The organism is Novispirillum itersonii, from assembly GCF_014205675.1.
GTDB lineage: Bacteria > Pseudomonadota > Alphaproteobacteria > Rhodospirillales > Rhodospirillaceae > Novispirillum > Novispirillum itersonii_A.
This window is the reverse complement of sequence record NZ_JACIIX010000004.1, coordinates 137,990-164,576: the sequence shown is the minus strand read 5'-3', so window position 1 is coordinate 164,576 and position 26,587 is coordinate 137,990. Positions and strand designations below refer to the sequence as shown.

The following is a 26,587-nucleotide window of genomic DNA, read 5'->3' as shown; positions in this document are numbered from 1 at the left end:
GGGAGGAGGCGCTGTGTCCCTGCTATTGCTCTTCAGTCGGCTTATCGACCGTCTTAACGAGATGGTTGGCAAGTCCGTAACCTGGCTGGTGCTGATCGCTGTGGTGATCAGTTCTGTCAACGCCAGCGTCCGCTACACTTTCAGCATGAGTTCAAATGCTTGGCTGGAAGCACAGTGGTATCTGTTTGCCGGTGTCTTCCTGTTGGGGGCTGGCTACACGCATCTTCGTAACGAGCATATCCGCATCGACATTCTGTCGCACCGGCTGTCGCCGCGTGGCCATGCCTGGCTGGATATTTTCGGAACGCTGTTTTTCCTGCTTCCAATGGCGGGGCTGATCTTGGTTCTGTCGTGGCCGGTATTCATGAACTCTTTCCATTCCATGGAAATTTCGGGGAATGCCGGTGGCCTTATCCGTTGGCCTGCCCGTCTTCTGGTGCCGGTTGGATTTGGTCTTCTGACCCTTCAGGCCGTGTCGGAACTGATTAAGCGCGTCGCCTTCCTGACCGGCCATCTGGCCGAGCTGCCGGGCGGTCACGGCGGTCATCCGCCTTCGGTTGATGAAGCCGAAGACCTGACCGCAGCGCAGAAACCGTAACGCCGGACAGGAGAGCGAAATAATGGAATTTCTCGCTGCCAATCTGGCACCGGTTATGTTTGCTGTGCTGGTTCTGTTCCTGCTCAGCGGTTTTCCGGTTGCCTTCGCGCTGGCTGCCAACGGCATGCTGTTTGGCCTGGTCGGCATAGAGCTGGGGCTGCTACATCCGGTGCTGTTCCAGGCTCTGCCGGAACGCGTGTTCGGCATTATGGCCAACGATACCCTTCTGGCGATCCCCTTCTTCACCTTCATGGGGCTGATCCTTGAACGGTCTGGGATGGCAGAGGACCTTCTGGATACCATCGGCCAGCTGTTCGGGCCGATCCGTGGGGGCATTGCCTTTGCGGTGATTTTTGTGGGGGCGCTGCTGGCGGCCACCACCGGTGTGGTTGCCGCTTCGGTGATCTCCATGGGGCTGATCTCGCTGCCGATCATGTTGCGCTATGGCTATGACCGCCGCATTGCCGCTGGCGTTATTGCGGCGTCCGGGACGCTGGCGCAGATCATTCCGCCCAGCCTGGTTCTGATCATTGTTGCTGACCAGCTTGGCCGTTCGGTCGGGGATATGTATGCCGGGGCAATCATTCCGGCGCTGACCCTGACGATGTTTTATCTTGGTTTCATCGTGCTGGTGACCATCTTCCGTCCCAGCTATGCTCCGGCGCTGCCGCCTGAAGCGCGGACGGACCGTGGCTTGAAGCTTCTGGTCAAGTCGTTGGTTGTTCTGGTGCCGCCGCTGGTTCTGATCTTCCTGGTGCTCGGGACGATCTTCCTTGGCATTGCCACCCCGACCGAAGGGGGTGCCATGGGGGCTGCCGGGGCGCTGATTCTGGCGCTGATGAAGCGCAAGCTCAGTCTGTCGCTGCTGAAGCAGGCGATGGATTCCACCACCAAGCTCACCGCATTTGTGGTGTTCATTCTGGTTGGTGCCACCGTCTTTGGTCTGGTGTTCCGTGCGGTGAACGGCGATCTGTGGGTTGAACACCTGCTGACCAGCCTGCCGGGTGGGAAAGTCGGCTTCCTGATCGTGGTTAACATCATGATCTTCCTGCTGGCCTTCTTCCTTGACTTCTTCGAACTTGCGTTCATCGTCATCCCGCTGCTGGCCCCGGTGGCCGATAAGCTGGGTATTGATCTGATCTGGTTCGGGGTGCTGCTGGGCATCAACATGCAGACGTCCTTCATGCATCCGCCGTTCGGGTTTGCACTGTTCTACCTGCGCAGTGTGGCACCGAAGGCCGATTATCTGGATAAAATTACTGGCAAAAAGATCGCCAAGGTTACCACTGGCCAGATCTACTGGGGTGCGGTGCCGTATGTGATCATTCAGCTGATCATGGTCGGTATTGTGATTGCGTTCCCCGAACTGGTGGAAGCCGGTCTGGATAAGCATGAGAAGATCGATACCAGCACCATCACCATTCAGGTGCCGGAAATTGATTACGGCGGGGGCTCTGCCAACCCGTATGAGAACTGATGACACCTGTCATCTGATCCTGACGCCCCGCAGGTCTGCTGCGGGGCGTTTTCTTTTGTGGCATCGGGCTCTTTCCATCTCTGTTCAGGTCAGTATTGAGGAAAGAGCAAAGAAAAACCCCCGTGCCTGATGGCACGGGGGTGGATGACGTGGTGGCGTTGGGCTTACTTGCGGACCGACATGGCACCCATGAAGGCATCGTAGTTGAATTCGGCAACACGGAACCACGAAACCTGATCGTCGCGGAACGGCTTCCAGTTATCGTAAACCTTCTTCCACTTCGGGTTGCTGGCCGATAGTTCGTCGTACAGTTCATGGGCGGCCTTATAGGCGGCTTCCATGATTTCCTTGGAGTACGGGCGGATCTGGGTGCCGGAGCCGATCAGGCGCTTCAGGGCTGCCGGGTTCTGGGCGTCGTAGCGGGCCTGCATATCGGTATTGGCATAGGCGGCGGCGGCGGTCAGGATCGACTGATAAGCCTTCGGCAGGGATTCCCACTGCTGCTTGTTGATCAGAGCGTCGAGGGTCGGGCCGCCTTCCCACCAGCCGGGGTAATAGTAGAACGGGGCAACTTTGTTGAAGCCCAGCTTTTCATCGTCGTAGGGGCCAACCCATTCAGCGGCGTCGATGGTGCCTTTTTCAAGGGACGGATAGATGTCGGCACCGGCGATCTGCTGCGGGACGCCACCCAGCTTTGCGACCACGCGGCCAGCCAGCCCACCGATGCGCATCTTCAGGCCCTGCATGTCGGCGAGGGTCTTGACTTCTTTCCGGAACCAGCCGCCCATCTGCACGCCGGTGTTCCCGCAGGGCAGGTTAACGCTGTTGTAGTCAGCGAAAAACTCCCGGAGAACCTGCATCCCGCCGCCCTGATACAGCCAGGCATTCTGCTGGCGACCGTTCAGGCCAAACGGAACTGCCGTGGCCAGACCAAAGGTCGGATCCTTGCCGACGTAGTAGTAACAGGCGGTATGCCCCATTTCGACGGTTCCGGCCTGCACGGCGTCCAGAACCTGCAATGCTGGAACCAGTTCGCCACCGGCAAAGACGCGGATCTGGAACTTGCCGTCAGTGGCTTCGTTCACGAAGCGGGCCATGGTTTCGGCGGCGCCGTAAATGGTATCGAGGCTTTTGGGGAAGGAAGAGGCAAGGCGCCACTTCAGTTCCGGCATGGACTGGGCGATGGCCGGCTTCGGGAAAGAAGCCGCAGCGGCGACGACTGCGCCCGCCCCACCAACGGCCGCACCTTTCAAAAATTCACGACGCTTCATTCTGGACGCTCCCTTGCTCCGTAAATGACAGAGGTTCATTGAAAGAACACAATTATTTTAGTTTTGCATACGCAGCCGCATATTTTTGCATTGCAGAGCTGCGCTTTTGGCATGGCTAGGATTATAATCAACCCAAGAGCGGTTGCAATGGTTAAATGGTAAGGCCATATCACTGTATCTTATTGAAAAAATTATATTTAATTATTTCATAGTCAATTTTTAGCAAGAAAATTCCATCAGGCAGCACAGCAGCAGGGAAGAGGCTTATCGTAAGTTAGCACCCATTATGGTGGTGAGAATGATTCACAGACGTATGGAAAGTTTCAGGATTGGCAGAATTTGAGGGGATTTTGATAAATGTGCATTTAAAGACAAGATTGCATGCAATTTCCCCGGAGGACTATGACGGCGGAAGGTTCTCGGCTTTGGTCATTGGGTCTGACCAATCGCAAAAGAAAAACCCCCGCACTTTCATGCGGGGGTTTTCCGGAACAGCCTGAAGGGCTGGGTTACTTGCGGGCAAACATCGCGCCCATAAAGGCGTCGTAGTTAAACTCCGCAACGCGGAACCACGACACCTGATCGTCACGGAACGGCTTCCACTGTTCGTAGATCTTCTTCCACTTCGGATTGGTGGCCGCGAGTTCGTCGTACAGTTCATGAGCGGCCTTATAGGAGGCTTCCATGATTTCCTTGGAGAACGGACGGATCTGGGTGCCGGAACCGATCAGGCGCTTCATGGCCTGCGTGTTGACGACGTCATACCGCGCCTGCATGGCGATATTGGCATGATCACAGGCCATCTGGAGGATGGTCTGATAGTGCTTCGGCAGCGATTCAAACTGCTGTTTGTTGATGAAGGCATCGACGTTCGGGCCGCCTTCCCACCAACCGGGGTAATAATAGAACGGGGCAACCTTGCTGAAGCCCAGCTTTTCATCATCGTACGGCCCGACCCATTCGGCGGCGTCGATGGTGCCCTTTTCGAGGGACGGATAAATGTCGCCCCCGGCGATCTGCTGGGGAACGACGCCCAGCTTGGAAATCACCCGGCCAGCCAGACCGCCGATGCGGAACTTGAGGCCCTGCATGTCGGCGACGGTCTTCACTTCCTTACGGAACCAGCCGCCCATCTGCACGCCGGTGTTCCCGCAGGGCATGTTGACGACATTGTAGCCATCAAAGAATTCCCGCAGCAGCGGCATCCCGCCGCCTTCATACATCCAGGCGTTCTGCTGGCGGGCGTTCAGGCCGAACGGAACGGCAGCGGCGAAGGCGAAGGTCGGGTCTTTCCCCACGTAGTAGTAAGAAACGCTGTGCCCCATTTCCACGGTGCCAGCCTGGACAGCATCCAGAACCTGGAGGGCCGGAACCAGCTCGCCACCGGCAAAGACGCGGATCTGGAACTTGCCGTCAGTCGCTTCGCTGACATACTTCGCCATGACTTCGGCGGCACCATAAATGGTGTCCAGGCTCTTCGGGAAGGAGGAGGCAAGGCGCCACTTGATTTCCGGCATGGTCTGGGCAATGGCCGGGGCAGGGAACGACGCAGCGGCGGCGGCAACAACGGCACCGGCCCCACCGACAGTGGCACCCTTCAAAAACTCACGACGTTTCATGTCAGACGTTTCCTCGGAATATTTATGGGCGAAACAGAATTCCAGCCAGCCGCAGCAGGACAGTCAGGCTGACGCTTCGATGTCAGTATAAATGAAAGAAAGTTACGGGCAATGGCTGAGTCTTACGCGAAAACCCCTTAAGGGCTTGATGGCATAGGGGTCCATCCCCCCGGCCCGTAAGTCTCCAGCGGCTGAAATCGGGTTTTGTATGCCATCTTACGGCTGTTGCTGATCCAGTACCCCAGATACACATAGGGCAGGGACTGACTGCGGGCGGTTTTGATCAGCCAGAGGATTACATAGGTTCCCAGACTCCGGGACGGATCCACCGTTTCATAGAAGCTGTAGACCCCGGAAACTCCGTCATCCATGCGGTCCATCAGGCAAACCGCCTTCAGGCTGCCCTCTCCGTCGCGGAACTCCACCAGACTGGTGTCAATCGGGCTGTCTTCGACCATCGCGCGGTAATCGTAAAACCCCATCAAAGCCATATCACTGCCTGCATGCCGGCTTTCCTGATAGGTATTGAACAGGCGGTATTGCTCGGCTGTAGCGCGGGCGGGGACAATACGCGGACGCAGATCGGCGTTCCGCTCCCACAGGCGGCGGAATGTCCGGCTCATCTTGAAAGAATCAGCCGCCACCCGCACGGGGACGCAGGCGTTGCAACCGACACAGGCCGGGGTGTAGGCGATAGAGTGGCTGCGGCGAAAACCGGCCCGGGACAGCTGATCGTGGAACCCGCGGGCGTCGCTGCCGGTCAGTTCGGTGACAATCTTGCGCTCCATGCGGCCGTCCAGATACGGGCAGGGCATTGGGGCCGTCGTGAAGAAAAAATGGGGCCTGAGAAGGGGTAAGTGTTCCATGGCGCACCCTTGTATCTGCCTTCCCGTACCAACTCATTCTATGACTATGGAGTGTCAGGCCTGCCTTTGTAAACCAGTGCTACGGCACTAGAGGGACGATGTCTGTTGAAAAATAGGCTGAAAAAACAAGCCCCGGACGGGGAGGGCCGTCCGGGGCTTGTCGGTGCGGAACGTGAAGACGTCCCGATCAGTTGGTCTTGAGAATGCTCGGAATCGGGGCCCGTGGATCTGGCCCTCCGGGCGGAACCGGAGTATCGCGCAGCAGGATGATGCTGATCCGCCGGTTGCGCGGGCTGTCCGGGTTTTCTTTCGGCATGGGCTCTGCCGAGGCCCGGCCGGAAACACGGTTGATCCGCTGGTCAGCCACGCCGCCGGTCAGCAGCACGCGCCGGGCAGCCAGGGCGCGGTCAGCCGACAGCTCCCAATTTCCGTATCCGGTTGGGTCGCTGAAGCTCATGGCATCCGTATGTCCGGCAATGGCGATCTGCTGGGGCAGAAGTTTGATGACTTTGCTGACCAGCAACAAAAGCTGCTTGGTCCGCTCGTACATCGCCGAAGATCCAGCCGGGAACATCGGAATCTGATCCTGATCAATGATCTGAATCCGCACTCCCTCCGGTGTGGTATCCACCTGTAGACTGTTTTGGAGGGCTTTCAGCTCCGGCAAGGCCTGTAGGGCCTGCTTCAGCTCCGCTTCCAACTTTTTGGCCTGCTCTTCTTCCTGCACCTTGGCAGAGACAGACTGAGCATTTTCTGAATCGTTGAAGTCTGCCGAAGCATCCTGCTTCTTATCAGATTGCCCTTCCTTCGGATCCGTGAAGTCAGATCCGCCGGAGCCGACGGTTGTCGGTGGCAGGTTCATGCTGGTGGCAGGAGAGGACGAGCGGGATTGCGAAGCGCCCTCGCCGATGACCTGACCGCCGAGAATGCCACCGGCCCCGCTGGGGCTCTGCGAGACGGCCGTCGGAGCAAAATAGTTGGAAATCCCCTGAAGCTGTTCCTCGGTGACGGAGTTCAGCAGCCACAGCAGGAGAAAGAACGCCATCATTGCCGTCACAAAGTCGGCGTATGCAACCTTCCACGCACCACCATGGGCGGCATGGCCGCCCTTTTTGATGCGTTTGATGATAATTGGCGCTTTGCCTTCTTCTTCGGCCATGCCGTCCTCTTTATTTTCCAGTCCCCGGACCGGAACAGGTCTCTGCTGTCAGGGCGCACCGCAGCGCTGCCCTGACGTGGTCAGACGTTAATCATGCGTCAGGTTGGTGACCGTTTCTTCCACTTCCTGGAAGGTCGGGCGCACGTGCGGCGGCAGGATCTTGCGGGCGAACTCGATCGAGACCTGCGGGGCGTAGCCCTGCATATGGGCCAGCAGGGCAGCCTTGATGCAGTTCAGGTACTCGGTTTCGGAGTTGTAGGCAGATTCGATGGCGCGGGCAAACGGCGCGAAGAAGCCGTAAGACAGCAGCACACCGGAGAAGGTTCCTACCAGCGCCGCACCGATCAGATGCCCGAGGACTTCAGGCGGCTCGGTGATCGAGCCCATGGTGTGAATAACGCCGAGCACCGCAGCCACAATCCCCAGTGCCGGCATCCCGTCCGCCATGTTGTTCACGGCGGTGGAGACGGCATGGTGTTCATGATGGTGGGCCTCGATGTCTTCACCGATAATGGTTTCGACCTCGTTGGCATTGTTGGTGCCCAGCGTCAGCAGGCGCAGATAGTCGCAGAGGAATACCAGCGCATGGTGATCTCCGGCGAAGCCGGGGAACTTCTGGAACAGGGGGCTTTCGTCGGGGCGTTCGACGTGGCTTTCAAGGGCCAGGTCGCCCTTGGTTTTGGCCAGGCGGAAGACCGAATAGAGCATGCTGAGCAGCTCAAGATAGCTGGATTTGTGATGGCGGGGCCCCTTCATCATCGGGCCCATGGCCTTCCCGATGCCGACCAGAACGGTCTTGGGACTGCCAATGACCATAGATCCCAGCGCGGCGCCGAAGATGATGATGAATTCGAAGGGCTGCCACAGGACGCCAAGGTGACCGCCGCCACCCATGTAACCGCCGATCACGCTGCCCAGAACGATAAGTGTACCAATGATGATCAGCATGCGGCCACCAGTCCAGTTCTCCGGGAGGTCCAGAAGGGCCAGACCTTCTGTCCAGTCCATCGTCTCAGGACTGTTGTACCCAAGGTTTCCGCAAACATCAATCGGGAGCCTTGTTATACCGGTAAAATCAAGACGCTATTCACGCCTTTGCAACCGGAACCGGAAAAACCTGATGACGGAGCAGGGGCTTTTGTGCTACTGCGGCATGGAAATCTGTTATTCTCCGGAGAGTCCGGGTCGGGAGAGAATGCCCGACGGTAAGCAATTGGATGCCCGCCGATGCCATTTGATGAACGCACGTTCCGCAAAGCGATGGGATGCTTTGCCACCGGCGTGACCGTTGTAACCACCGTGGATGCGGGCGGGGCTCCGGTGGGAGTTACGGTCAATTCCTTCACCTCTGTTTCTTTGGATCCGCCCCTCGTCCTGTTCTGTCTGGACAAGCGCAGCAGTGCCCTTCCGGCCTTCAGCCGCGGGCGCTTTGTGATCAACATCCTTCGGGAAGACCAGAAGGAAGTTTCGATTGCCTTTGCCAGCCGCGAAGGAAAGAACTGGTCGGAGATCGGTTGGCACAAGGGAACTGATGATGTTCCGGTGCTGGATCATTGTCTGGCGCACTTTGACTGCTCGGTGCAGTCTGTGGTGGATGGCGGCGATCACACCATCATTATCGGGCGGGTCGAGCATCTGGATGCGCAGGCCGGTGGTCAGCCGCTTCTGTATTATCGGGGGGCCTATGCCACCCTGAAAGACGGGGCCTGAGGCGTTACTACAGCCCCTGCCGCCTGAACAGGTCGGCAGAATAGAAAAAAGCGGCAGACCGTCTCTGCCGCTTTTTCTTTGACATCAGAGATACACGCTGACCGGATGAAATGCGGGCATCCGGTCAGCGTGGCAGGCGATCAGGTCATGTTGATGATGATCGTCTTCTTTTCGGTGAAGTGTTCCAGCATCGCTTCCAGCGTCGCTTCCTTGCCAAGGCCGGAGGCCTTGATGCCGCCGTAAGACAGGTTCGGCTGCACCACCAGATTCTGGTTCACCTGTACAAACCCGGCCTCCAGACGCTGCGCGGCGTTCATGGCGGTGCGCAGATCGCGGGTCCAGATGGTGGCGGCAAGGCCGTATTCGCTGTTGTTGGCTTCGGTGATCACGTCTTCATAATCGGTGAACTTAAAGATACAGCAGACCGGGCCGAAGATTTCTTCCCGTGCGGGCGGAGCATCGCGGGCGATATCGGTGAAAATCACCGGCTGGAGGAACAGGCCCTTGGCGAGTGCCGGATCGGTCGGCAGGGCGGAGCAGGCATTGGCGGTGCCGCCAGCCTTGATACCGGCCTCAACGTAGCCCTTCACCTTCTCGTACTGATCACGGGAGATGATGGTGCCGATATCGGTGGCCTCGTCCAGCGGGTCGCCCATCTTCAGGGCGTTGACCTTCTCGGTCAGCTTGGCGACGAAGGCATCGTGCAGGTCCGCATGCACATAGATGCGGGAGGAGGCGGTGCAGCTCTGGCCCTGACGGGTGAAGCGCATGCCGGAAATGGCCCCGCCGACGGCGCGGTCAAGATCAGCATCGCCCATCACGATCATCGGGCTCTTACCGCCCAGTTCCAGCGTTACCGGAATCAGGCGCTCGGCGGCGGTCTTGTAGACGATCTTGCCGGTCTCAACGGAACCGGTGAAGGTGATCTTGCCGACATTCCTGTGGGCCACCAGCGGGGCGCCGCAGTCCGGGCCGAAGCCGGACAGCATGTTGAAGCAGCCGGGCGGCAGGACGTCATTCAGGATCTGGCAGACCCGCAGCACAGTCAGCGGCGCTTCTTCCGCCGACTTGACGACAACGGTGTTCCCCGCCACCAGCGCCGGAGCGATTTTCAGCGCCATCAGCATCAGCGGCACGTTCCACGGAATGATCGCGCCGACCACGCCGATCGGCTCCCGCACGGTGACGGTCAGCATATCCGGGTTGAAGGGGACGCTTTCTCCCTTCAGTTCAGACGCCAGACCGCCATAGAACACGAACGCATCCGCCAGAACACCGGCTTCGACACGGCTTTCCGTCCGCAGGGCCTTGCCGGTTTCCAGCGCGACCAGACGGGCCAGTTCCTCGGTGTGCTCGGTCAGGCGGCGGCCGCATTCGGCGACCAGCTTGCCGCGCTCCCGGGCCGGGCGGCGCTTCCATTCTTTCTGGGCGGCGACGGCGGCGGCAACGGCGGCATCCACATCGGCGGCATCCCCTTTGGCGGCCTGCGCCACCACCTGCCCGGTGGCCGGATTGACCACGTCAAAGGTCTGCCCGGACACGGCGGCAACAAGGGTGCCGTTAATCAGGTGCTTGCCTGAGAGTTCCTTGGCCAGAGCAAAGGGGTCGGTATTCAGGGTAAGGGTTCCGCTCATGGGATTCTCCGGTGATCTCACGAAGGGGCGGAGGCAGGCTCCGCCGGTGGATGGATAATAAAACTAACCCTTGAGGTAGCCGGTCGGCAGCGTGGAGAGGAAGTCGGCGAAGACATCGCCCTGCACGTTGACGTGGCGGTACATGGCTTTTCCGGCGGCCTCGGCATCCCCGGCCAGCAGAGCCTCGACGACCTTTTTGTGCTCGGCGAGCGACTCATGAACGCGGCCGGGGCGATTGAGTTGGTGCCGCCGGTAGGGGGCCGTGCGGTGATGCAGGCTGCGGGTCATCTCTTCCAGCACATGGTTGTGGCTGCCGGAATAGATGGCATCATGGAATTTCCAGTTATTGATGTAATAGGAATCCAGATCGACCTGTTCGGCGAAGCCTTCCGCTTCGGTCACCACGTCGGAAATGGACTGGCGTTCCGCTTCGGTCATCCGGCGGGCGGCAAGGCGGGCGCACATGCCCTCCAGCTCCGCCATCACCTCAAACATCTCGATCAGGCGGGGCAGGGTGATGACAGATACGACAGCCCCCTGCCGGGGCCGGACCTCAATCAGGCCGGAGGCGGACAATTGGCGCAGCGCTTCCCGCACCGGGGTGCGCGAGACGTTGAACCGCTGGGCAAGGGATTGCTCATCCAGCCGGTCGCCGGGCTTCAGGCGGCCGTTGAAGATGTCTTCTTCCAGCGTACGGCGGAGGAAATCCGCCCGGGTGGGGGTTTGCTTGGGCATTGGCCCTTGGTACCTTCTTGGTGATCAACGGAGGCCCCTGTTGTTGCTGATTATCTTCCCTAAGGGAAGGCCCGTCTTGCGGGCGGTGCGGGGGCTTGCCGCCAATCTGTTCCGTTTCCTCGACTATAATTGTATACATAAAGCGGGGAATTGGTATTCAAAAAATGACATTGCGGCGCACAATGCTCGGCTAAAAGCGCTTCTGTAAGAATATTCATCAGAAAAAACAATCTATTAAGCCATGGAGGAAAGTGTGTCCAAAGTCAGCCGGAAAACAGTGCCCTGCCTGCGCCCGGAAGGGTTCCGCCAGATGGCCTATCGGGAATGGAGAGGGGATGGCGGAGAGGATTGCCCGGTTTTGGTTTGCGTTCACGGGTTAACCCGGAATGCGGCTGATTTTGATCCGCTGGCGGAGTCACTGTCGTCAGAATATCGGGTGCTGTGTCCGGATGTACTGGGGCGCGGGGACTCTGAGTGGCTGGCAATGCCGGCAGGCTACGCTTACGACGGGTATGTCAGCGATATGGCAGCCCTGATTGCCCGCAGCGGGGCTGCGGAGGTCGATTGGATCGGAACGTCGATGGGTGGGCTGATCGGTCTGTTTCTGGCGGCGAGCCACAACACGCCGATCCGGCGGCTGGTGCTGAACGATGTCGGCCCGGTGATCGGGGCTGACTTCATCCGCTTTCTGAAGACCTATGTCGGGACGGACCCGCGCTTTGCGACACTGGAGGAGGCGGAGCGGTTCTTCCGTTTTGCCCATGCCGGGTTTGGGGCGTTGACCGACCCGCAGTGGGCGGCCCTGACGCGGGAGTCGGTGCGCCCGGTGGAAACCGGTGGATTCCGCTTGGCCTATGATCCGGCACTGGCGGTGCCGTTGCAGGCCCTGCCGGAGCAGGATGTGGATCTGTGGGCGGTCTGGGATGCGGCGAGGGTGCCGACACTGGTTCTGCGTGGGGCGGAGTCCCCGTTGCTGGACCGGGACATGCTGGCGAGAATGGCGGAACGTCCCGGGGTGACGGTGGCGGAAGTTCCCGGCTGCGGCCATGCCCCAGCGCTGATGGATCCGGCCCAGATTGCTCTGGTCCGCGACTGGCTGATGTCTGTATCGGTCTGAGTTAAACGAAAACGGCGGCCCGTGACAGAGCCGCCGTTTTCTTCGGTATCGTGGAACGGGTCAGCCCCGCGCCGCCAGCAGGCGGGCGGCATCCACCGCGAAATAGGTCAGGATGGCATCGGCTCCGGCACGCTTGAAGCACATCAGGCTTTCCAGAACGGTGCGGTCATGATCAAACCAGCCGTTGTTGATGGAGGCCTTCAGCATCGAATATTCGCCGCTGACCTGATAGGCGAAGGTCGGCACGCCGAACTGATCCTTCACCCGGCGGATGATGTCGAGATAGGGCATGCCCGGTTTGACCATCACCACGTCAGCGCCTTCTTCCAGATCAATCGCCACTTCGCGCAGCGCTTCATCGGAATTGGCCGGGTCCATCTGATAGGTCTTCTTGTCACCACCCTTCAACGATGCGCCGGTGCCCAGCGCATCGCGGAACGGCCCGTAGAAGCAGGAAGCGTATTTCGCCGCGTAGGACACGACCTGCACATGCTGAAGCCCTTCGGCGTCCAGCGCATCGCGGATCTGTCCAATGCGGCCGTCCATCATGTCCGACGGGGCAACAATGTCGCACCCGGCTTTGGCCTGCGATACCGACTGACGGATCAGGGCCTCAACGCTTTCATCATTGATGATAATGCCGTCACGACAGATACCATCATGGCCGGTGTCGGTATAAGGGTCCAGCGCCACATCGCACAGAACACCAAGGTCGGGGTGAGCCGCCTTCAGGGCACGGACGGCCCGGCAAACCAGATTGTCCGGGTTGGCGGCTTCGGTGCCGACAGTATCCTTCACCGAGGCATCGGTCTTGGGAAACAGGGCAATGCAGGGAATGCCCAGCGCCCGTGCCTCACCCGCGGCCGCCACCAGACGGTCAATGGTGTAACGCACGACGCCGGGCATGGACGGCACCGGTTCCGTTCTGTCTTCGCCGTCGATGATGAAGACCGGCCAGATCAGATCATCGACGGTCAGGGTATTTTCCCGCACCAGACGCCGCGACCAGTCAGTCTGACGGTTGCGGCGCATCCGGGTGCGCGGAAAGGGGCCGAAAACGGTCTCGGTGGTCACGGGCGTCCCTCCTGAACAGGTCTGCCTCAGACCTGTTCAAGAGCCTGTTGCAGATCGGCAATAATATCGTCGGGATGCTCAATCCCCACAGACAGACGGACATACCCCGGCGTCACGCCGGAGGCAAGCTGTTCCTCCGCCGACAGCTGGGAATGGGTGGTTGAAGCCGGGTGAATGGCCAGAGACCGCGAATCCCCGATGTTGGCAACGTGGTAGAACAGCTTAAGGGCATTGATGAATTTCTGCCCGGCTTCGGCACCGCCGGTCAGTTCGAACCCAAGCAGGGAGCCGTAGCTGCCCTTCAGGTAGGTGTCAGCGCGGCGCTTCAGCTCGCCGTCCTGACGGCTGGGGTGAATCACCCGGCTGACCTTGGGGTGGGCCGACAGGAAGGCGGAAACCTTCGCGGCGTTCTCGGCATGGGCCCGCATGCGCAGCGGCAGGGTTTCAAGGCCCTGAATCAGCTGGAAGGCGTTGAAGGGGCTGATGCAGGCACCGACGTCGCGCAGCAGGGTGACGCGCATGCGCAGGCCATAGGCGATCGGCCCCAGCGGCTTCACCGCTTCGGTCCACACCGCGCCATGGTAGCTCGGGTCCGGCTGACTGAGGGTCGGGAAGCGGTCCGGGTACTGTTCCCACGGGAAGTTGCCACCGTCGATCACCACGCCACCGATGGAGGTGCCATGGCCGCCGATGAACTTGGTGGCCGAATACATCACCACGGCCGCGCCGTGTTCCAGCGGGCGGCAGATCAGCGGGGCGGCGGTGTTATCGACGATCAGTGGCACCCCGATTTCCCGGCCGATTTTCGCCACTTCGGCGATCGGGAAGACGTTCAGCTTCGGGTTCGGCAGGGTCTCGGCATAGAACAGCCGGGTCTTGTCGTCGACGGCACGGCGGAAGTTTTCCGGGTCAGACGGATCAACAAAGCGGGCTTCGATGCCAAACTGCTTGAAGGTGTTGGCAAACAGGTTCCAGGTGCCGCCGTAAAGGTCAGTGGAGGTGACGAAATTGTCCCCGGCCTGACACAGATTGAGAACGGCAAACGTGGAGGCCGCCTGCCCGGAGGACACCGCCAGCGCGATCGCCCCGCCTTCAAGGGCGGCAATGCGCTGCTCGAACGCGTCCTGCGTCGGGTTCATGATGCGGGTGTAAATGTTGCCCAGTTCCTTCAGGGCGAACAGGTTGGCCGCATGCTCGGTATCGCGGAACTGGTAGGAGGTGGTCTGGTAAATCGGCACGGCGACGGCCCCGGTGGTGGGGTCGGCGCGGTATCCCGCGTGCAGGGCCAGCGTCTCGGGATTGGTGCTCTTGAAATCCATTCTTTGGGCGCTCCGGGGTGACAGTTCTTGCTATTCCGCCACGAGAGTTGCGGACCCGGGATCGCCTGTCAAGGAGACATAGTATCGCCGCATGCTGTTTTAGGAAAACATACAACAAGGTGATTCTGTGTTATGGCGGTCATTGCCGCTGTGTATGGAATGTCTCGGCAAATTGTATGCAAGATTTGACAGCGGCCGGGAAGGCGGTATCATCGGACAAAACACACATCCCGGCGTGGCCAGAGCCACAGGCGGGGGACCCCCAGGAGGAAACCGATGGATTTCGCCCTCACCGAGGAGCAGAGCCAGTTTCAGGACGTGGCTCGTGATTTTGCCCAGACCGAAATGGCCCCGTTTGCCAAAGACTGGGATGAAAACCATACGTTCCCCGAAGCCACCCTGCGCAAGGCAGCGGAGCTGGGCTTTGCCGGGATTTATGTGCGGGATGATGTCGGTGGGTCGTCACTGACCCGGCTTGATGCGGCGATCATCTTCGAGGAGCTGGCGGCAGCCTGTCCGTCGACGGCGGCCTATATCTCTATTCATAACATGGCGGCATGGATGATTGACCGCTTCGGGAACGAGGAACAGCGCCAGCGCTTTCTGCCGAAGCTGTGCACCATGGAGCACTTCGCCAGCTATTGCCTGACCGAACCGGGGGCGGGGTCTGATGCCGCCAGCCTGAAGACCCGGGCCGAGCGGGATGGGGATCATTATGTCCTCAACGGTTCCAAGGCGTTCATCTCCGGCGGTGGCCGTTCGGATGTTTACGTGGTGATGGTCCGCACCGGCGGCGAGGGGCCGAAGGGTATTTCGACGCTGGTGGTGCCGAAGGATACGCCCGGCCTGTCTTTCGGCAAGCAGGAAGAAAAGATGGGGTGGCGGAGTCAGCCGACCTCTGCTGTGATCTTCGAAAACTGCCGGGTACCGGTGGAGAACCGCCTTGGCGAAGAAGGACAGGGCTTCAAGATCGCGATGATGGGTCTTGACGGTGGCCGCCTGAACATCGGGGCCTGTTCCCTTGGGGGTGCCAAGGCGGCACTGGCGGCGGCGCTGGAATACACGCAGGTCCGCAAGCAGTTCGGAAAGGCGCTGGCCGAGTTTCAGGCCCTGCAATTCCGGCTGGCGGATATGGAGACGGAACTGACGGCTGCCCGGCTGCTGCTGCACCGCGCCGCGTCGGCACTGGATGCCCGGTCCCCGGATGCCACCAAGCTGTGCGCCATGGCCAAGCGTCTGGCCACCGACACCGGCTTCACTGTGGTCAACGATGCCCTGCAATTGCATGGCGGTTATGGCTACGTGCGGGAATACCCGATTGAACGCCTGCTGCGCGATCTTCGCGTGCACCAGATTCTGGAAGGCACCAACGAAATCATGCGGGTGATCATCGCCCGCAAGATGCTTGATGCCTGATCCGGTATCTGCGGGCGGTGCTGTTTTTCTTTCTGATCTGAATTTTGAGGACTCCCATGTCATCTGTTGAAACTGCTGACGAAATTCTGTCGTCCGTCACTAACGGCGTTGCCCGTGTCACCCTCAATCGCCCGAAGGCGCTCAACGCCCTGACGCTGGACGGTGTCCGCGCCATGGACCCGCTGCTCCGCCGTCTGGCGGCGGATCATGCCGTTTCCGTCGTGGTGGTCGAAGGGGCCGGGGAAAAAGCATTCTGCGCCGGGGGCGATATCCGCCGGATGTGGGAAGCCAACCGCGCCGGGGATGTGGCCTATCTGCGGGCGTTCTTTGGCGAGGAATACCGCCTGAACCGGCTGATCAAGGTCTACGGTAAACCCTATGTCGCGCTGATGGATGGTGTGACCATGGGCGGCGGCGTCGGGCTGTCGGTGCATGGATCGCACCGGGTTGCCACCGAGCGGACGCTGTTCGCCATGCCGGAGACGGCGATCGGGCTGTTCCCTGATGTCGGGGGAACATGGTTTCTGCCGCGTCTGCCGGGGGCCATCGGCATGTATATGGCCCTGACCGGGGCCCGGCTGAAGGCGGCGGACTGCCTGTATACCGGGGTTGCCACCCACTATGTTCCGGCGGAAAAGCAGGAGGCCCTGATTGCGGCTTTGCAAGGGGTTTCCGGTTCTGCTGCGGTGACGGCGGTTCTCGATCAGTTCCATCAGGATCCCGGTCCGGCCCCGCTGGCGGATCAGCGTGCGGCGATTGACCGCTGCTTCAGCAAGGACAGCGTCGAGGCGATTGTTTCCGCCCTTCAGGAAGAGGGTGGAGAATGGGCGGACAAGACGCTGCATCTGCTTGGAAAAATGTCTCCGAGCTCTCTCAAGATCACCTTTGCGCAGATTCGCAAAGGCGCGGCGCTGGAAACCTTCGATGAGGCCATGCAGCTGGAATACCGGGTGTCGCCGCGCATTGGCATGACGGCGGATCTGGCCGAAGGCGTGCGGGCGGTGATCATTGATAAGGACCATGCGCCGAAATGGTCGCCGTCGGCGCTGGCTGATGTGGATCCGGCGGTGGTTGAAGGCTTCTTCGCCCCGGCTGACGCAGGCGAACTGACCTTCGCGTAATTTTTTATAAATAGCCGATAACAGGCTGATAACGAACTATCTGGAGTGAAACGTCATGGCGGTGATCGGGTTTATCGGTCTGGGCAATATGGGTGGCCCGATGGCAGGCAATCTGGCAAAGGCCGGGCACACGGTGCGGGCTTTTGACCTGTCAAAGGAGTCTGTTGCCAAGGCGGTGGAGCGCGGCTGCGTTGCCGTGGCTTCAGCGGCGGAGGCAGCAGCCGGGGCCGATGTGGTGGTGACCATGCTGCCGGCCGGTCAGCATGTGCGGGCCGTGTACTGCAACGACGGCGGCGTGCTGTCGGTGGCCCCGAAGGGCGCGCTGATGATTGACTGCTCCACCGTTGATGTCGACAGCGCCCGGGCGGTCGCCAAGGCGGCGGAAGAAGCGGGGATGGCGATGGTCGATGCCCCGGTCTCCGGCGGCACCGCCGGGGCTGAAGGCGGCACGCTGACCTTCATGGTCGGCGGACCGGATGCGGCCTTTGAACGCGCCCGCCCGATGCTGGAGGCGATGGGCAAGACCATCGTTCATGCCGGTGGGCCGGGCAACGGGCAGGCGGCCAAGATCTGCAATAACATGCTGCTGGGCATCTGCATGATCGGCACCTCTGAAGCCTTTATGCTGGCCAAGCGTCTGGGTCTGGATGCCCAGAAGCTGTTTGATATCTCGTCGAAGGCGTCGGGGCAGAACTGGTCGATGACCTCCTACTGTCCGGTTCCGGGGCCGGTTCCGACCTCGCCGGCCAACCGGGGCTATACCCCCGGCTTTGCGGCGGACATGATGCTGAAGGATCTGAAGCTGTCGCAGGAAGCGGCGGCCCGGGCTGGGGCCTCCACCCCGCTTGGGGCGGCTGCGGAATCCCTGTATCAGCTGTTCAGCAATGCCGGGCTCGGCGGGGTCGATTTTTCCGGCATTATCAAGATGCTTGACGGCGATATGAAATAAGCCCCGAAGAAATCGGGTGGCTTGCGGCAGGGGGCTGACAGCGTTATGTCAGGCCTCTGCCGATTTTCATTTCTGCCGGAGCCTGCGCGATGACCGGATTGCCCACTAAACCCGATGATATCGGCCCTGTGTACTTTGAGATCCGGGTTCTGGGCAACGCGGCGCAGGTGACGGCGATCCATGCCGCGACCGGAACCGAGGTCAAGGTGACCTGTCCGGCGACTCTGGCGCGGTCATCGATGCAGCTGGCAGCGTTACGCCGGTTGCAGTCGGTGCTGGCAAAGAGAGCGGGATAACTGTCTGTCGCCCGTCCGCAGTGGCTGCGGTGACAAGCGGTTTCGGTGGGATAATCTGCGATAATTGTCCGGTAGGACGCCTTTTCCCGCCGCAGGGTAAAGGCGCCGGTTGGAATTGATGCAGATCCTGTGTTAAGGAACGCGCAGTTTTCGCCGCTCCGACGAGAGAGTTACCCCGATGAGCAGTCATGACGTCATTGTGATCGCCTCCGACCACGGTGCCCTGGAGATGAAGGCGCTGCTGAAGCAGCACATGGAACAGAAGGGTCTGACCGTTCTGGATCTCGGCACCCACGGGACTGAGTCGGTCGACTATCCGGATTTTGCCGACGCTGTCGCCGGGGCTCTGAAGGATGGCCGCGCCAGCCGGGGTGTGCTGCTGTGCGGCAGCGGCATCGGCATCTCCATTGCTGCCAACCGTCACCGTCATGTCCGCGCCGCTCTGGTGCACGACGGCTACGGGGCGCGGATGTGCCGCGAACATAACGACGCCAATGTTCTGGTGATGGGGGGCCGCACCACCGGCCCGGAAACGGCCAAGGATTGCCTTGACCTGTTCCTGTCGACCCCGTTCGCCGGGGGGCGCCATGCCCGCCGCATCGAGAAGATGAGCTGACGGCGGGAGGGCTTATTCAAGCCTTTCAGTTGACTGTGGGCGCAGCCTGATCCTGTGTCTTTGCCGCCCGGTCCCGGAATTTCGCCCCTCAGCGGGGTTTCTGTCAGAGGATACACTCACTCATGACGTACGCAGTGCCCTCCAGCTTTTTTTCCTCCTCCCTCGCGGATGCTGATCCGGAGCTGATGGCGGCCGTCACCAGCGAACTGGGCCGTCAGCAGGACCAGATCGAGCTGATCGCCTCGGAAAACATTGTGTCGAAGGCGGTGCTGGATGCCGCCGGAACCGTGCTGACCAACAAGTACGCTGAAGGCTATCCGGGCAAGCGCTACTACGGCGGCTGTGAATTCGTCGACGTGGCCGAAGCGCTGGCGATTGACCGTGCCAAAAAGCTGTTCGGCGCTGAATATGCCAACGTTCAGCCGCATTCCGGCTGCCAGGCCAATGGCGCGGTGATGATGGCCCTGCTCCAGCCGGGTGACACCATCCTCGGCATGAGCCTTGCCGCCGGCGGCCACCTGACCCACGGTGCCGCTCCGGCCCAGTCCGGCAAGTGGTTCAAGGCCGTGCAGTACGGTGTGCGCAAGGAAGACAGCCTGATCGACTATGATGAAGTCGAGCGTCTGGCTGTTGAGCATCAGCCGAAGCTGATCATCGCCGGTGGCTCGGCCATTCCGCGCCAGATCGATTTCGCCCGTTTCCGCGCCATTGCCGATAAGGTCGGGGCGTATCTGATGGTCGATATGGCTCACTTCGCCGGTCTGGTCGCCGGTGGTGCCCATCCGAACCCGCTGCCCTACGCCGACGTGGTCACCACCACCACTCACAAGACCCTGCGCGGTCCGCGTGGCGGCATGATCCTGTCCAACAACCCGGATCTGGGCAAGAAGTTCAATTCTGCGGTGTTCCCCGGGTTGCAGGGCGGCCCGCTGATGCACATCATCGCCGCCAAGGCCGTTGCCTTCGGCGAAGCGCTGAAGCCGGAATTCAAGGATTATGCCGCCCAGATCGTCACCAATGCCAAGGCACTGGCCGAGGAACTGGTCAAGGGCGGTCTGGATATCGTCTCCGGCGGCACCGACACCCATGTGATGCTGGTGGACCTGCGCCCGAAGGGCCTGACCGGCAACATCACCGAGCATGCTCTGGAGCAGGCCGGGATCACCTGTAACAAGAACGGGATCCCGTTCGACCCTGAAAAGCCGACTGTTACCTCCGGCGTCCGTCTGGGCACCCCGGCGGGCACCACCCGTGGCTTCGGGGAAGAAGAGTTCCGTCAGATCGGCCGCCTGATCGTGCGCGTCCTCGACGGTCTGGCCGCCAACCGTGAAGACAATTCGGCGGTTGAGGCTGCGGTGCGGGCGGAAGTGGCGGAACTGTGCGGTCGCTTCCCGATTTACCCGACCCTGTAATTTTTTCTGCGGGACCGGCGCGGTGGGGGTGCCCTGCCGCGCCGGTCTTTTCTTTTCAGGGCCTTTTCCTGCCGGGCACGGGGAAAGGCTCTCACTCTTTTCAACAAGATGGTGTAGGGTCTGGCGATATACCCACATCATCGGGGGTTCGCCGGGGTATCCGGCCAGCCGCCGCAGTTACGGGGATGATGGATGCGCTGTCCGTTTTGTGGTCACGATGATACACAGGTCAAAGATTCCCGCCCGACCGAAGATAATTCGGCAATCCGGCGGCGGCGGTTCTGCCCGGCCTGTTCGTCGCGGTTCACCACGTTTGAGCGGGTTCAGCTGCGGGACCTGATCATCACCAAAAAGAATGGCCAGCGGGTTCCCTTTGACCGCGACAAGCTGGTGCGCTCGATCAGCATCGCTTGCCGCAAGCGCAAGGTGGATGAAGAACGGATCGAGCGTGTGGTCAACAGCATTCAGCGGCGTCTGGAAAGCTCCGGGGAAAGCGATATCCCGTCCACCAGCATCGGCGAAATGGTGATGGAGGCCTTGCAGGCCCTCGACCCGGTTGCCTATGTCCGTTATGCCTCGGTCTACAAGAACTTCCGCGAGGCCCGTGACTTTGAGGAGTTTGTGGAAAGCCTTGGCGGAATTGAAAAAAGCGCCTGACACCGGTTGGTCTGCTGAGTTACCTGCTGTCCTGAGGGCTGCCCACGATGTCGAATTTCTCTGACTCTGACCGTGCCCACATGGCAGCCGCTCTGCGGCTGTCACGCCGGGGATTGGGCAATACATGGCCCAATCCGGCTGTCGGCTGCGTGATTGTCCGCGATGGGCTGGTGGTTGGCCGGGGCTGGACCCAGCCGGGCGGACGCCCCCATGCCGAAGTGATGGCCCTGCGGCAGGCCGGGGAGAAGGCCCGGGGGGCAACGGCTTATGTGACGCTGGAGCCGTGCAGCCATTTCGGCAAAACTCCGCCCTGTGCCGATGCGCTGGTGGAGGCGGGGATCAGCCGTTGTGTTTCCGCCCTGACCGACAGTGATCCCCGGGTTTCCGGGCGTGGGCTGGAACGCCTCCGTGCCGCTGGAATTCTGGTGCAGAACGGTCTTCTGGCCGATCAGGCGCGGGCGCATAATCTGGGGTTTTTCCTGCGGGTGGAGCAAGGGCGGCCACTGTTCACGCTGAAGACGGCGACCAGCCTTGATGGCCGGATTGCGCTGGCCAATGGCACCAGTCAGTGGATCACCGGGCCGGAAGCCCGGGCCCTGACCCATCGCCTGCGGGCCGAACATGATGCGGTTCTGGTCGGCTCCGGGACGGTTCTGGCCGATGATCCGGACCTGCGCTGCCGTCTGCCGGGGGTGGACCCGCGCCCGGTGGTGCGGGTGGTTCTGGATGCCCGCCTGCGGATGCCACCGGACGCAGCGCTGGTGCGCTCGGCGGCAGAGGCTCCGGTATGGGTCGTGACTTCGGACGCAGCTCTGAAGGCAGAGCCTGCAAAAGTCAATCAGCTGACAATCGCCGGGATTGAGATCCTCCCGCTTTCCGATCCGCATGACTGTCACGCTGTGGCCGCAGCACTGGGCGCGCGGGGGCTGACCCGGGTGATGATCGAAGGGGGTGGGCAGGTGGCGGGCAGCTTCCTACAGGCGGGTCTGATTGACCGTGCCGTGTGGTTCCGGGCTCCGAAGATCCTGGGCGGCGACGCCCGTACCGGGATTGGTGCGCTGGGGTTGACGCGTCTGAGCGATAGCCCGCAGTACCGGCGCGTCAGGCTGGTCACGGCCGGGGAAGACAGTGTAGAGTTTCTGGAACGAAAGATCTGAGGCAGGAAATGTTTACCGGCATTATCACTGATGTGGGGCAGGTCCGCTCCGTTGACCGCAGCGGCGAGGCCCGCTTTGTGTTTTCCTGCGCCTACGACGCGGATGGTATTGATCTGGGGGCGTCTATCGCCTGTGACGGTGTCTGCCTGACCGTGGTTGAAAAGGGCCGCGACGCTGGCGGAAACTGGTTTGTGATGGAAGTGTCGGAAGAGACCCTGTCGAAGACCACGCTCGGTGACTGGGCTTCCGGGACCCGGGTCAATCTGGAGCGCGCCCTGAAGGTCGGTGACGAGCTGGGCGGGCACATCGTCTCCGGTCACGTTGATGGCGTGGCGACGGTTGTCGAGATCCGTCCGGACAATGAATCCCGCCGCCTTGTGTTTGAAGCCCCGGAAGCCCTGAAGAAGTTCGTCGCCCCCAAGGGCTCTGTGACCATCAACGGCGTTTCGCTGACGGTGAACGAGGTTGACGGTCGGCGGTTCGGCGTGAACATCATTCCCCACACCCAGACGGCGACGACATTGGGGGAATTGGCTGTGGGCAAGCGGGTAAACATGGAAATTGACATGCTGGCGCGCTATGTATCCCGCCTTCTGGAGAAGGAATAAGCCCGTGACCACCTCTCTTGCTGCGCACCTGTCGCCGATCGAAGACATTATCGAAGACGCCCGCAACGGCCGCATGTTCATTCTGGTCGATGATGAAGACCGGGAAAATGAAGGCGATCTGGTCATTCCGGCGCAGTTTGCCACTCCGGCGGCGGTTAACTTCATGGCGATGTATGGCCGTGGCCTGATCTGCCTGTCGATGACGGCGGACCGCTGCCATCAGCTGAAGCTGCCGATGATGGACAGCCATAACCAGTCGCGCCTTGCCACCGCTTTCACGGTGTCGATCGAAGCGAAAGAAGGGGTGACGACCGGTATTTCCGCGTCTGACCGCGCCCGCACCATCGCTGTGGCGATTGACCCGTCTAAGGGGAAGGATGATCTGGCCACCCCCGGCCACGTCTTCCCCCTGATGGCGCGGGATGGCGGCGTACTGGTCCGGGCCGGGCATACTGAGGCGGCGGTCGATATTTCCCGTCTGGCCGGGCTGAATCCGTCCGGCGTGATCTGCGAGATTATGAATGACGACGGCAGCATGGCCCGGATGCCGGACCTGATTCCGTTTGCCCAGAAACACGGCCTGAAGATTGCCACCATCGCCGACCTGATCGCTTATCGTCGCCGGACCGAAAAGCTGGTGCGCAAAGAGGTCGAGAGCCGTTTTGAGTCGGCTTTCGGCGGTGAATGGTCACTCAATGTTTACATCAATACCATCGGCTATGCTGAACATATTGCTCTGGTAAAGGGTGATCTTCAGGCGGCGGATGAACCGGTTCTGGTGCGCATGCATGCGATGCATGTTCTGGACGATGTGCTGGGGGATACCCACGGCGGCCGCCATGGGCAGTTGCAGGCCGCCATGGAAATGATTGCGGCGGAAGGCCGGGGCGTTGTGGTGCTGCTGCGGGAAGCCAACCGCACCACTCTGTCTGACCGCCTGAAGGAACGGCTGGGGGCCCCGGATGCCGGGTCGCGGCTGGTGGATTATGGTGTGGGGGCGCAGATCCTGCTGGATCTTGGGGTCCGTGACATGATCCTGCTGTCGAATACCGAGCGCCACATTATCGGTCTGGACGGCTACGGCCTGCGGGTCACCGGGCGCAAGCCGATTTCTGTGTGATCCTGCCTGTTGCTCCTGTACCATTTCTGTACTGATTAAGTCCTCTCCTGCCACGGAAAAGGTGACACCATGAGTTCTGCTTCCGGTCCGCGCATCCTGATCGTTGAGGCCCGTTTTTATGATGAGCTGGCCGATCAGCTGGTGAAGGGTGCGGTGCAGGAGTTGACGGCCCGCGGCGCTGGCTACAAGCGCGTCATCGTGCCGGGAATTCTGGAAATTCCGGCGGTGATCCGCTTTGCTATCCGCGCCATGGAGCTGCGGGCGACCGATACCCGCTATGCCGGGTACATCGTGCTGGGCTGCGCGATCAAAGGCGAAACCGACCATTACGAACACGTCTGCAACGAAGCGATGCGGGGCGTTCAGCAGCTTGCGCTGGATTATTCCCTCGCCATCGGCAACGGCATCCTGACCTGCCAGACCTGGGATCAGGCAGTGGTGCGGTCGCGCGTGGACGGCAAGAACCTTGGCGGCAAAGCTGCCGCCGCCTGCATGCGTATGATTGAAATTAAAAAGGAACTGGGCCTGTAATCGGCCCCCGGACCCCATGACGACACAGAAAAAACCCTCCGATGCGGCGCTGCGCCGCGGTGCCGCCCGTCTGGCGGCGGTTCAGGCCACCTATCAGCTGTCGTTGACCGACGGTCGGCTGGAAGATGCTCTGTCCGACCTGATCAGCGGTGCCATCGGCGGCGAAGTTATCGCCGAGAACCCGGATCTGGAAACGGAAGAGGTCGTGCCGCTGATCGAGATGCACGCTGAACTGTTTTCCGTTCTGGTGCGCGGCGTTGATGCCATGAAAAAGCGCCTTGACGAGGTGATTGACGCCTCGTTGGGGACCAGCTGGGATGCCACCCGGCTGGAGCCGCTGACCCGGTCGATCCTGCGCTGTGGCCTGTATGAGCTGCTGGAGCGTCCGACCATGCCGGCGCGCGGCTGCATTTCGGAATATGTTGATATCACCCGGTCCTTCTTTGAAGGGGCTGAGCCGGGGATGGTCAACGCCGTTCTGGATAAGCTGGCCCGCCAGATCCGCCCGGACGAGATGGAAGCCGCCCGTCGGCCGCGCCCGGCTGACGGCGCGTAATGGCGTGACGGAAGGACCATGAGCCGTCGTGGCGAATTTGGCCTGATCGCCGATCTGTTTGCGCCCCTGGCTTCGTCGGAGCCGGGGGCGCTTGCGCTTACCGATGATGCCGCGGTGCTGGATCTTCCTGCCGGGTATCAGCTGGTGACAACGGTGGATGCGATCGTTGCGGGCGTTCATTTTCTGCCGGATGATCCCCCGGAGACGATTGCCCGGAAGCTGATGCGGGTCAATCTGTCCGATCTGGCGGCCATGGGGGCGAAGCCCCGCGCTGCGTTCCTGACCTGTGCTTTCCCGAAAGGCCTTGACGATCAGTGGATTGAGGCCTTTGCCTCAGGGCTTGCCGCAGATGTGGCGGCCTTTGCGATGCCGATTGCCGGGGGAGATACTGTCTCCACCCCCGGCCCTGCGACCTTTACCCTGACGGCTCTTGGTCTGGTTCCGGCCGGAACAGCGGTGCTGCGCTCCGGGGCACGCGGCGGAGATCTTCTGGCTGTGACCGGAACCATCGGTGACGGGGCGCTGGGGCTGCTTGCGGCCCGTCAGGCTGATGGCTCCGGGGGGGCGCATCAGGCGTTTCTTGCAGACCGTTACCGGGTCCCGCAGCCCCGCCTTGATGTCGCAGCAGGGCTGGCAGGGCATATGCACGCCTGTATGGATATTTCTGACGGTCTGGTGCAGGATCTGGGGCATGTCTGCGAGGTTTCCGGCGTCGGCGCGACCGTTGATATGGCCCGGGTTCCTCTGTCTGCGGCGGCTCAGGCGTGGCTTGCCGAGGGCCGAGGGAGCTGGGAGCAGATTATGACCGGCGGTGATGATTACGAGCTGCTGATGGCGTTTCCCGCGTCTGCGGCCCACATCATTGCGGCATGGAATGCCTCAGGGGGCACACCGGTTACGGTGATCGGCACCTTTACCGAAGGAACCGGGCTGCACCTGACCGACCCTGCCGGTCAGGCATGGACGCCTGTCCGGACGGGCTTTACCCACTTTTAAGGAGGCGGCGATGATCCGGGTTCTGGTGATCGTTGTGGCGCTGATTGTCGCCGTTATGCTGGGGTTGGGTGGGCTGGTTCACTTCAATGTTATTCCGGATATTACCGGGGGCCTGATCAAGCCGGTCGATCAAAAAGCCGAGACTGCCCCGCCGCCGGGGCCGCCCCCGCGTGTCGATCCGGTTTTTCTGGGAATGGCGCCGTTCTCGGTGCCGATCATCCAGAACAAGACCGTCAGCAGCAATATCTACTTTGCCCTCCGGCTGGAACTGGCTCCCGGAACAGAGTCGGCTGTCGCGAAGTTTTTGCCGCAGCTGCATGACCTGTATCTGCGGGCGTTGTTCCAGATGGTGCCGGAGATGATGGAGCGGCGGACCACCCCTGATTTCCGGGCAATCAAAGATCGCCTGAAAGTCATTACCGAGCGAGTCGTCGGGACAGGGCAGGTGAAGGAGATCATCATCATGTCGGCCTTCATCCGGTAAGACTTGCAGTGACCGGACCTGAGACTGCCCGTGCCGTGAGGCTGGGCGGGGGATTATGGCGGGCGGACCCGATTCGCGAATAACCTCCG

The 26,587-nt window shown here is 61.0% G+C and carries 27 protein-coding genes; 18 read left to right on the top strand and 9 right to left on the bottom strand.

All coding sequences use genetic code 11. The annotated features are described in order from the left end of the window. Window positions 1-13: 13 nt before the first annotated feature. Window positions 14-598, top strand: a complete 585-nt coding sequence (locus FHS48_RS07450; RefSeq protein ID WP_184262903.1) for a TRAP transporter small permease subunit — start codon at window positions 14-16, stop codon at window positions 596-598. A 22-nt stretch (window positions 599-620) separates the two neighbouring features. Then, complete coding sequence (locus tag FHS48_RS07445; protein WP_184262901.1) at window positions 621-2,075, top strand: TRAP transporter large permease; 1,455 nt, start codon at window positions 621-623, stop codon at window positions 2,073-2,075. Window positions 2,076-2,239: 164 nt separating this feature from the next. Here FHS48_RS07445 and FHS48_RS07440 read toward each other — a convergent pair whose 3' ends face one another. The 5 genes from FHS48_RS07440 to motA all read right to left on the bottom strand — a co-directional run bounded on the left by FHS48_RS07440 (window position 2,240) and on the right by motA (window position 7,938). After that, window positions 2,240-3,346 (bottom strand): TRAP transporter substrate-binding protein, encoded by a 1,107-nt coding sequence (locus FHS48_RS07440; RefSeq protein ID WP_184262899.1) that lies wholly within the window; start codon window positions 3,344-3,346, stop codon window positions 2,240-2,242. Window positions 3,347-3,855: 509 nt separating this feature from the next. Further along, a complete protein-coding gene (locus FHS48_RS07435) occupies window positions 3,856-4,965 on the bottom strand; it encodes a TRAP transporter substrate-binding protein (RefSeq protein WP_184262897.1) in 1,110 nt (369 codons plus the stop codon). Window positions 4,966-5,102: 137 nt separating this feature from the next. Beyond that, window positions 5,103-5,831 (bottom strand): arginyltransferase, encoded by a 729-nt coding sequence (locus FHS48_RS07430; protein WP_184262895.1) that lies wholly within the window; start codon window positions 5,829-5,831, stop codon window positions 5,103-5,105. 187 nt (window positions 5,832-6,018) lie between these two features. Further along, window positions 6,019-6,990 carry a flagellar motor protein MotB gene (locus FHS48_RS07425; RefSeq protein WP_184262893.1) on the bottom strand — a complete coding sequence of 324 codons (972 nt, stop codon included), beginning with the start codon at window positions 6,988-6,990 and terminating at the stop codon, window positions 6,019-6,021. 87 nt (window positions 6,991-7,077) lie between these two features. Continuing rightward, window positions 7,078-7,938 carry a flagellar motor stator protein MotA gene (motA, locus tag FHS48_RS07420; RefSeq protein ID WP_184263020.1) on the bottom strand — a complete coding sequence of 287 codons (861 nt, stop codon included), beginning with the start codon at window positions 7,936-7,938 and terminating at the stop codon, window positions 7,078-7,080. 279 nt (window positions 7,939-8,217) lie between these two features. Between motA and FHS48_RS07415 the strand changes: the two genes are divergently transcribed. Next, complete coding sequence (locus FHS48_RS07415) at window positions 8,218-8,700, top strand: flavin reductase family protein (RefSeq protein WP_184262891.1); 483 nt, start codon at window positions 8,218-8,220, stop codon at window positions 8,698-8,700. Between the two features lie 140 nt (window positions 8,701-8,840). Here FHS48_RS07415 and FHS48_RS07410 read toward each other — a convergent pair whose 3' ends face one another. After that, entirely contained in the window at window positions 8,841-10,334 is a 1,494-nt protein-coding gene (locus FHS48_RS07410) for an aldehyde dehydrogenase family protein (protein WP_184262889.1), read from the bottom strand. Window positions 10,335-10,397: 63 nt separating this feature from the next. Beyond that, complete coding sequence (locus FHS48_RS07405; protein WP_019643858.1) at window positions 10,398-11,069, bottom strand: GntR family transcriptional regulator; 672 nt, start codon at window positions 11,067-11,069, stop codon at window positions 10,398-10,400. Between the two features lie 241 nt (window positions 11,070-11,310). Here FHS48_RS07405 and FHS48_RS07400 point away from each other — a divergent pair, with 241 nt between their 5' ends. Then, window positions 11,311-12,186 (top strand): alpha/beta fold hydrolase, encoded by an 876-nt coding sequence (locus FHS48_RS07400; protein WP_311769103.1) that lies wholly within the window; start codon window positions 11,311-11,313, stop codon window positions 12,184-12,186. Between the two features lie 60 nt (window positions 12,187-12,246). Here the strand turns inward: FHS48_RS07400 and hemB are convergent, their stop codons facing one another. Then, window positions 12,247-13,260, bottom strand: coding sequence for a porphobilinogen synthase (hemB, locus tag FHS48_RS07395; RefSeq protein WP_311769102.1), 1,014 nt, complete (start codon window positions 13,258-13,260; stop codon window positions 12,247-12,249). Window positions 13,261-13,286: 26 nt separating this feature from the next. Then, the gene (locus FHS48_RS07390; protein ID WP_184262887.1) at window positions 13,287-14,579 is read right to left on the bottom strand and encodes an O-acetylhomoserine aminocarboxypropyltransferase/cysteine synthase family protein; all 1,293 of its coding nucleotides are present in this window, start codon (window positions 14,577-14,579) and stop codon (window positions 13,287-13,289) included. 276 nt (window positions 14,580-14,855) lie between these two features. Here FHS48_RS07390 and FHS48_RS07385 point away from each other — a divergent pair, with 276 nt between their 5' ends. From FHS48_RS07385 to FHS48_RS07320, 14 genes are all read left to right on the top strand, one after another. Next, a complete protein-coding gene (locus FHS48_RS07385; protein ID WP_184262885.1) occupies window positions 14,856-15,995 on the top strand; it encodes an isobutyryl-CoA dehydrogenase in 1,140 nt (379 codons plus the stop codon). Window positions 15,996-16,051: 56 nt separating this feature from the next. Beyond that, window positions 16,052-17,116, top strand: coding sequence for an enoyl-CoA hydratase/isomerase family protein (locus tag FHS48_RS07380; RefSeq protein ID WP_184262883.1), 1,065 nt, complete (start codon window positions 16,052-16,054; stop codon window positions 17,114-17,116). Window positions 17,117-17,171: 55 nt separating this feature from the next. Further along, window positions 17,172-18,065, top strand: a complete 894-nt coding sequence (gene mmsB / locus FHS48_RS07375; RefSeq protein ID WP_184262881.1) for a 3-hydroxyisobutyrate dehydrogenase — start codon at window positions 17,172-17,174, stop codon at window positions 18,063-18,065. A gap of 89 nt (window positions 18,066-18,154) precedes the next feature. Next, a complete protein-coding gene (locus tag FHS48_RS07370; RefSeq protein ID WP_184262879.1) occupies window positions 18,155-18,361 on the top strand; it encodes a DUF6898 family protein in 207 nt (68 codons plus the stop codon). A 178-nt stretch (window positions 18,362-18,539) separates the two neighbouring features. Then, window positions 18,540-18,977, top strand: a complete 438-nt coding sequence (rpiB, locus tag FHS48_RS07365; RefSeq protein ID WP_184262877.1) for a ribose 5-phosphate isomerase B — start codon at window positions 18,540-18,542, stop codon at window positions 18,975-18,977. A 122-nt stretch (window positions 18,978-19,099) separates the two neighbouring features. After that, the gene (glyA, locus tag FHS48_RS07360; RefSeq protein ID WP_184262875.1) at window positions 19,100-20,389 is read left to right on the top strand and encodes a serine hydroxymethyltransferase; all 1,290 of its coding nucleotides are present in this window, start codon (window positions 19,100-19,102) and stop codon (window positions 20,387-20,389) included. A 192-nt stretch (window positions 20,390-20,581) separates the two neighbouring features. Then, on the top strand, window positions 20,582-21,046 hold the full coding sequence (nrdR, locus tag FHS48_RS07355) for a transcriptional regulator NrdR (protein WP_184262873.1): 465 nt from the start codon (window positions 20,582-20,584) through the stop codon (window positions 21,044-21,046). Between the two features lie 47 nt (window positions 21,047-21,093). Beyond that, the gene (ribD, locus tag FHS48_RS07350) at window positions 21,094-22,203 is read left to right on the top strand and encodes a bifunctional diaminohydroxyphosphoribosylaminopyrimidine deaminase/5-amino-6-(5-phosphoribosylamino)uracil reductase RibD (RefSeq protein ID WP_184262871.1); all 1,110 of its coding nucleotides are present in this window, start codon (window positions 21,094-21,096) and stop codon (window positions 22,201-22,203) included. A gap of 8 nt (window positions 22,204-22,211) precedes the next feature. Next, entirely contained in the window at window positions 22,212-22,811 is a 600-nt protein-coding gene (locus tag FHS48_RS07345; protein ID WP_184262869.1) for a riboflavin synthase, read from the top strand. Between the two features lie 4 nt (window positions 22,812-22,815). Then, window positions 22,816-23,931 carry a 3,4-dihydroxy-2-butanone-4-phosphate synthase gene (ribB, locus tag FHS48_RS07340; RefSeq protein WP_311769101.1) on the top strand — a complete coding sequence of 372 codons (1,116 nt, stop codon included), beginning with the start codon at window positions 22,816-22,818 and terminating at the stop codon, window positions 23,929-23,931. A gap of 69 nt (window positions 23,932-24,000) precedes the next feature. Beyond that, entirely contained in the window at window positions 24,001-24,462 is a 462-nt protein-coding gene (gene ribH / locus FHS48_RS07335) for a 6,7-dimethyl-8-ribityllumazine synthase (protein ID WP_184262865.1), read from the top strand. 16 nt (window positions 24,463-24,478) lie between these two features. Next, window positions 24,479-25,018, top strand: a complete 540-nt coding sequence (gene nusB, locus FHS48_RS07330) for a transcription antitermination factor NusB (RefSeq protein WP_184262863.1) — start codon at window positions 24,479-24,481, stop codon at window positions 25,016-25,018. An 18-nt stretch (window positions 25,019-25,036) separates the two neighbouring features. Continuing rightward, window positions 25,037-26,014, top strand: a complete 978-nt coding sequence (gene thiL, locus FHS48_RS07325) for a thiamine-phosphate kinase (RefSeq protein WP_184262861.1) — start codon at window positions 25,037-25,039, stop codon at window positions 26,012-26,014. 10 nt (window positions 26,015-26,024) lie between these two features. Beyond that, complete coding sequence (locus FHS48_RS07320) at window positions 26,025-26,498, top strand: hypothetical protein (RefSeq protein ID WP_184262859.1); 474 nt, start codon at window positions 26,025-26,027, stop codon at window positions 26,496-26,498. Window positions 26,499-26,587: the final 89 nt, after the last annotated feature.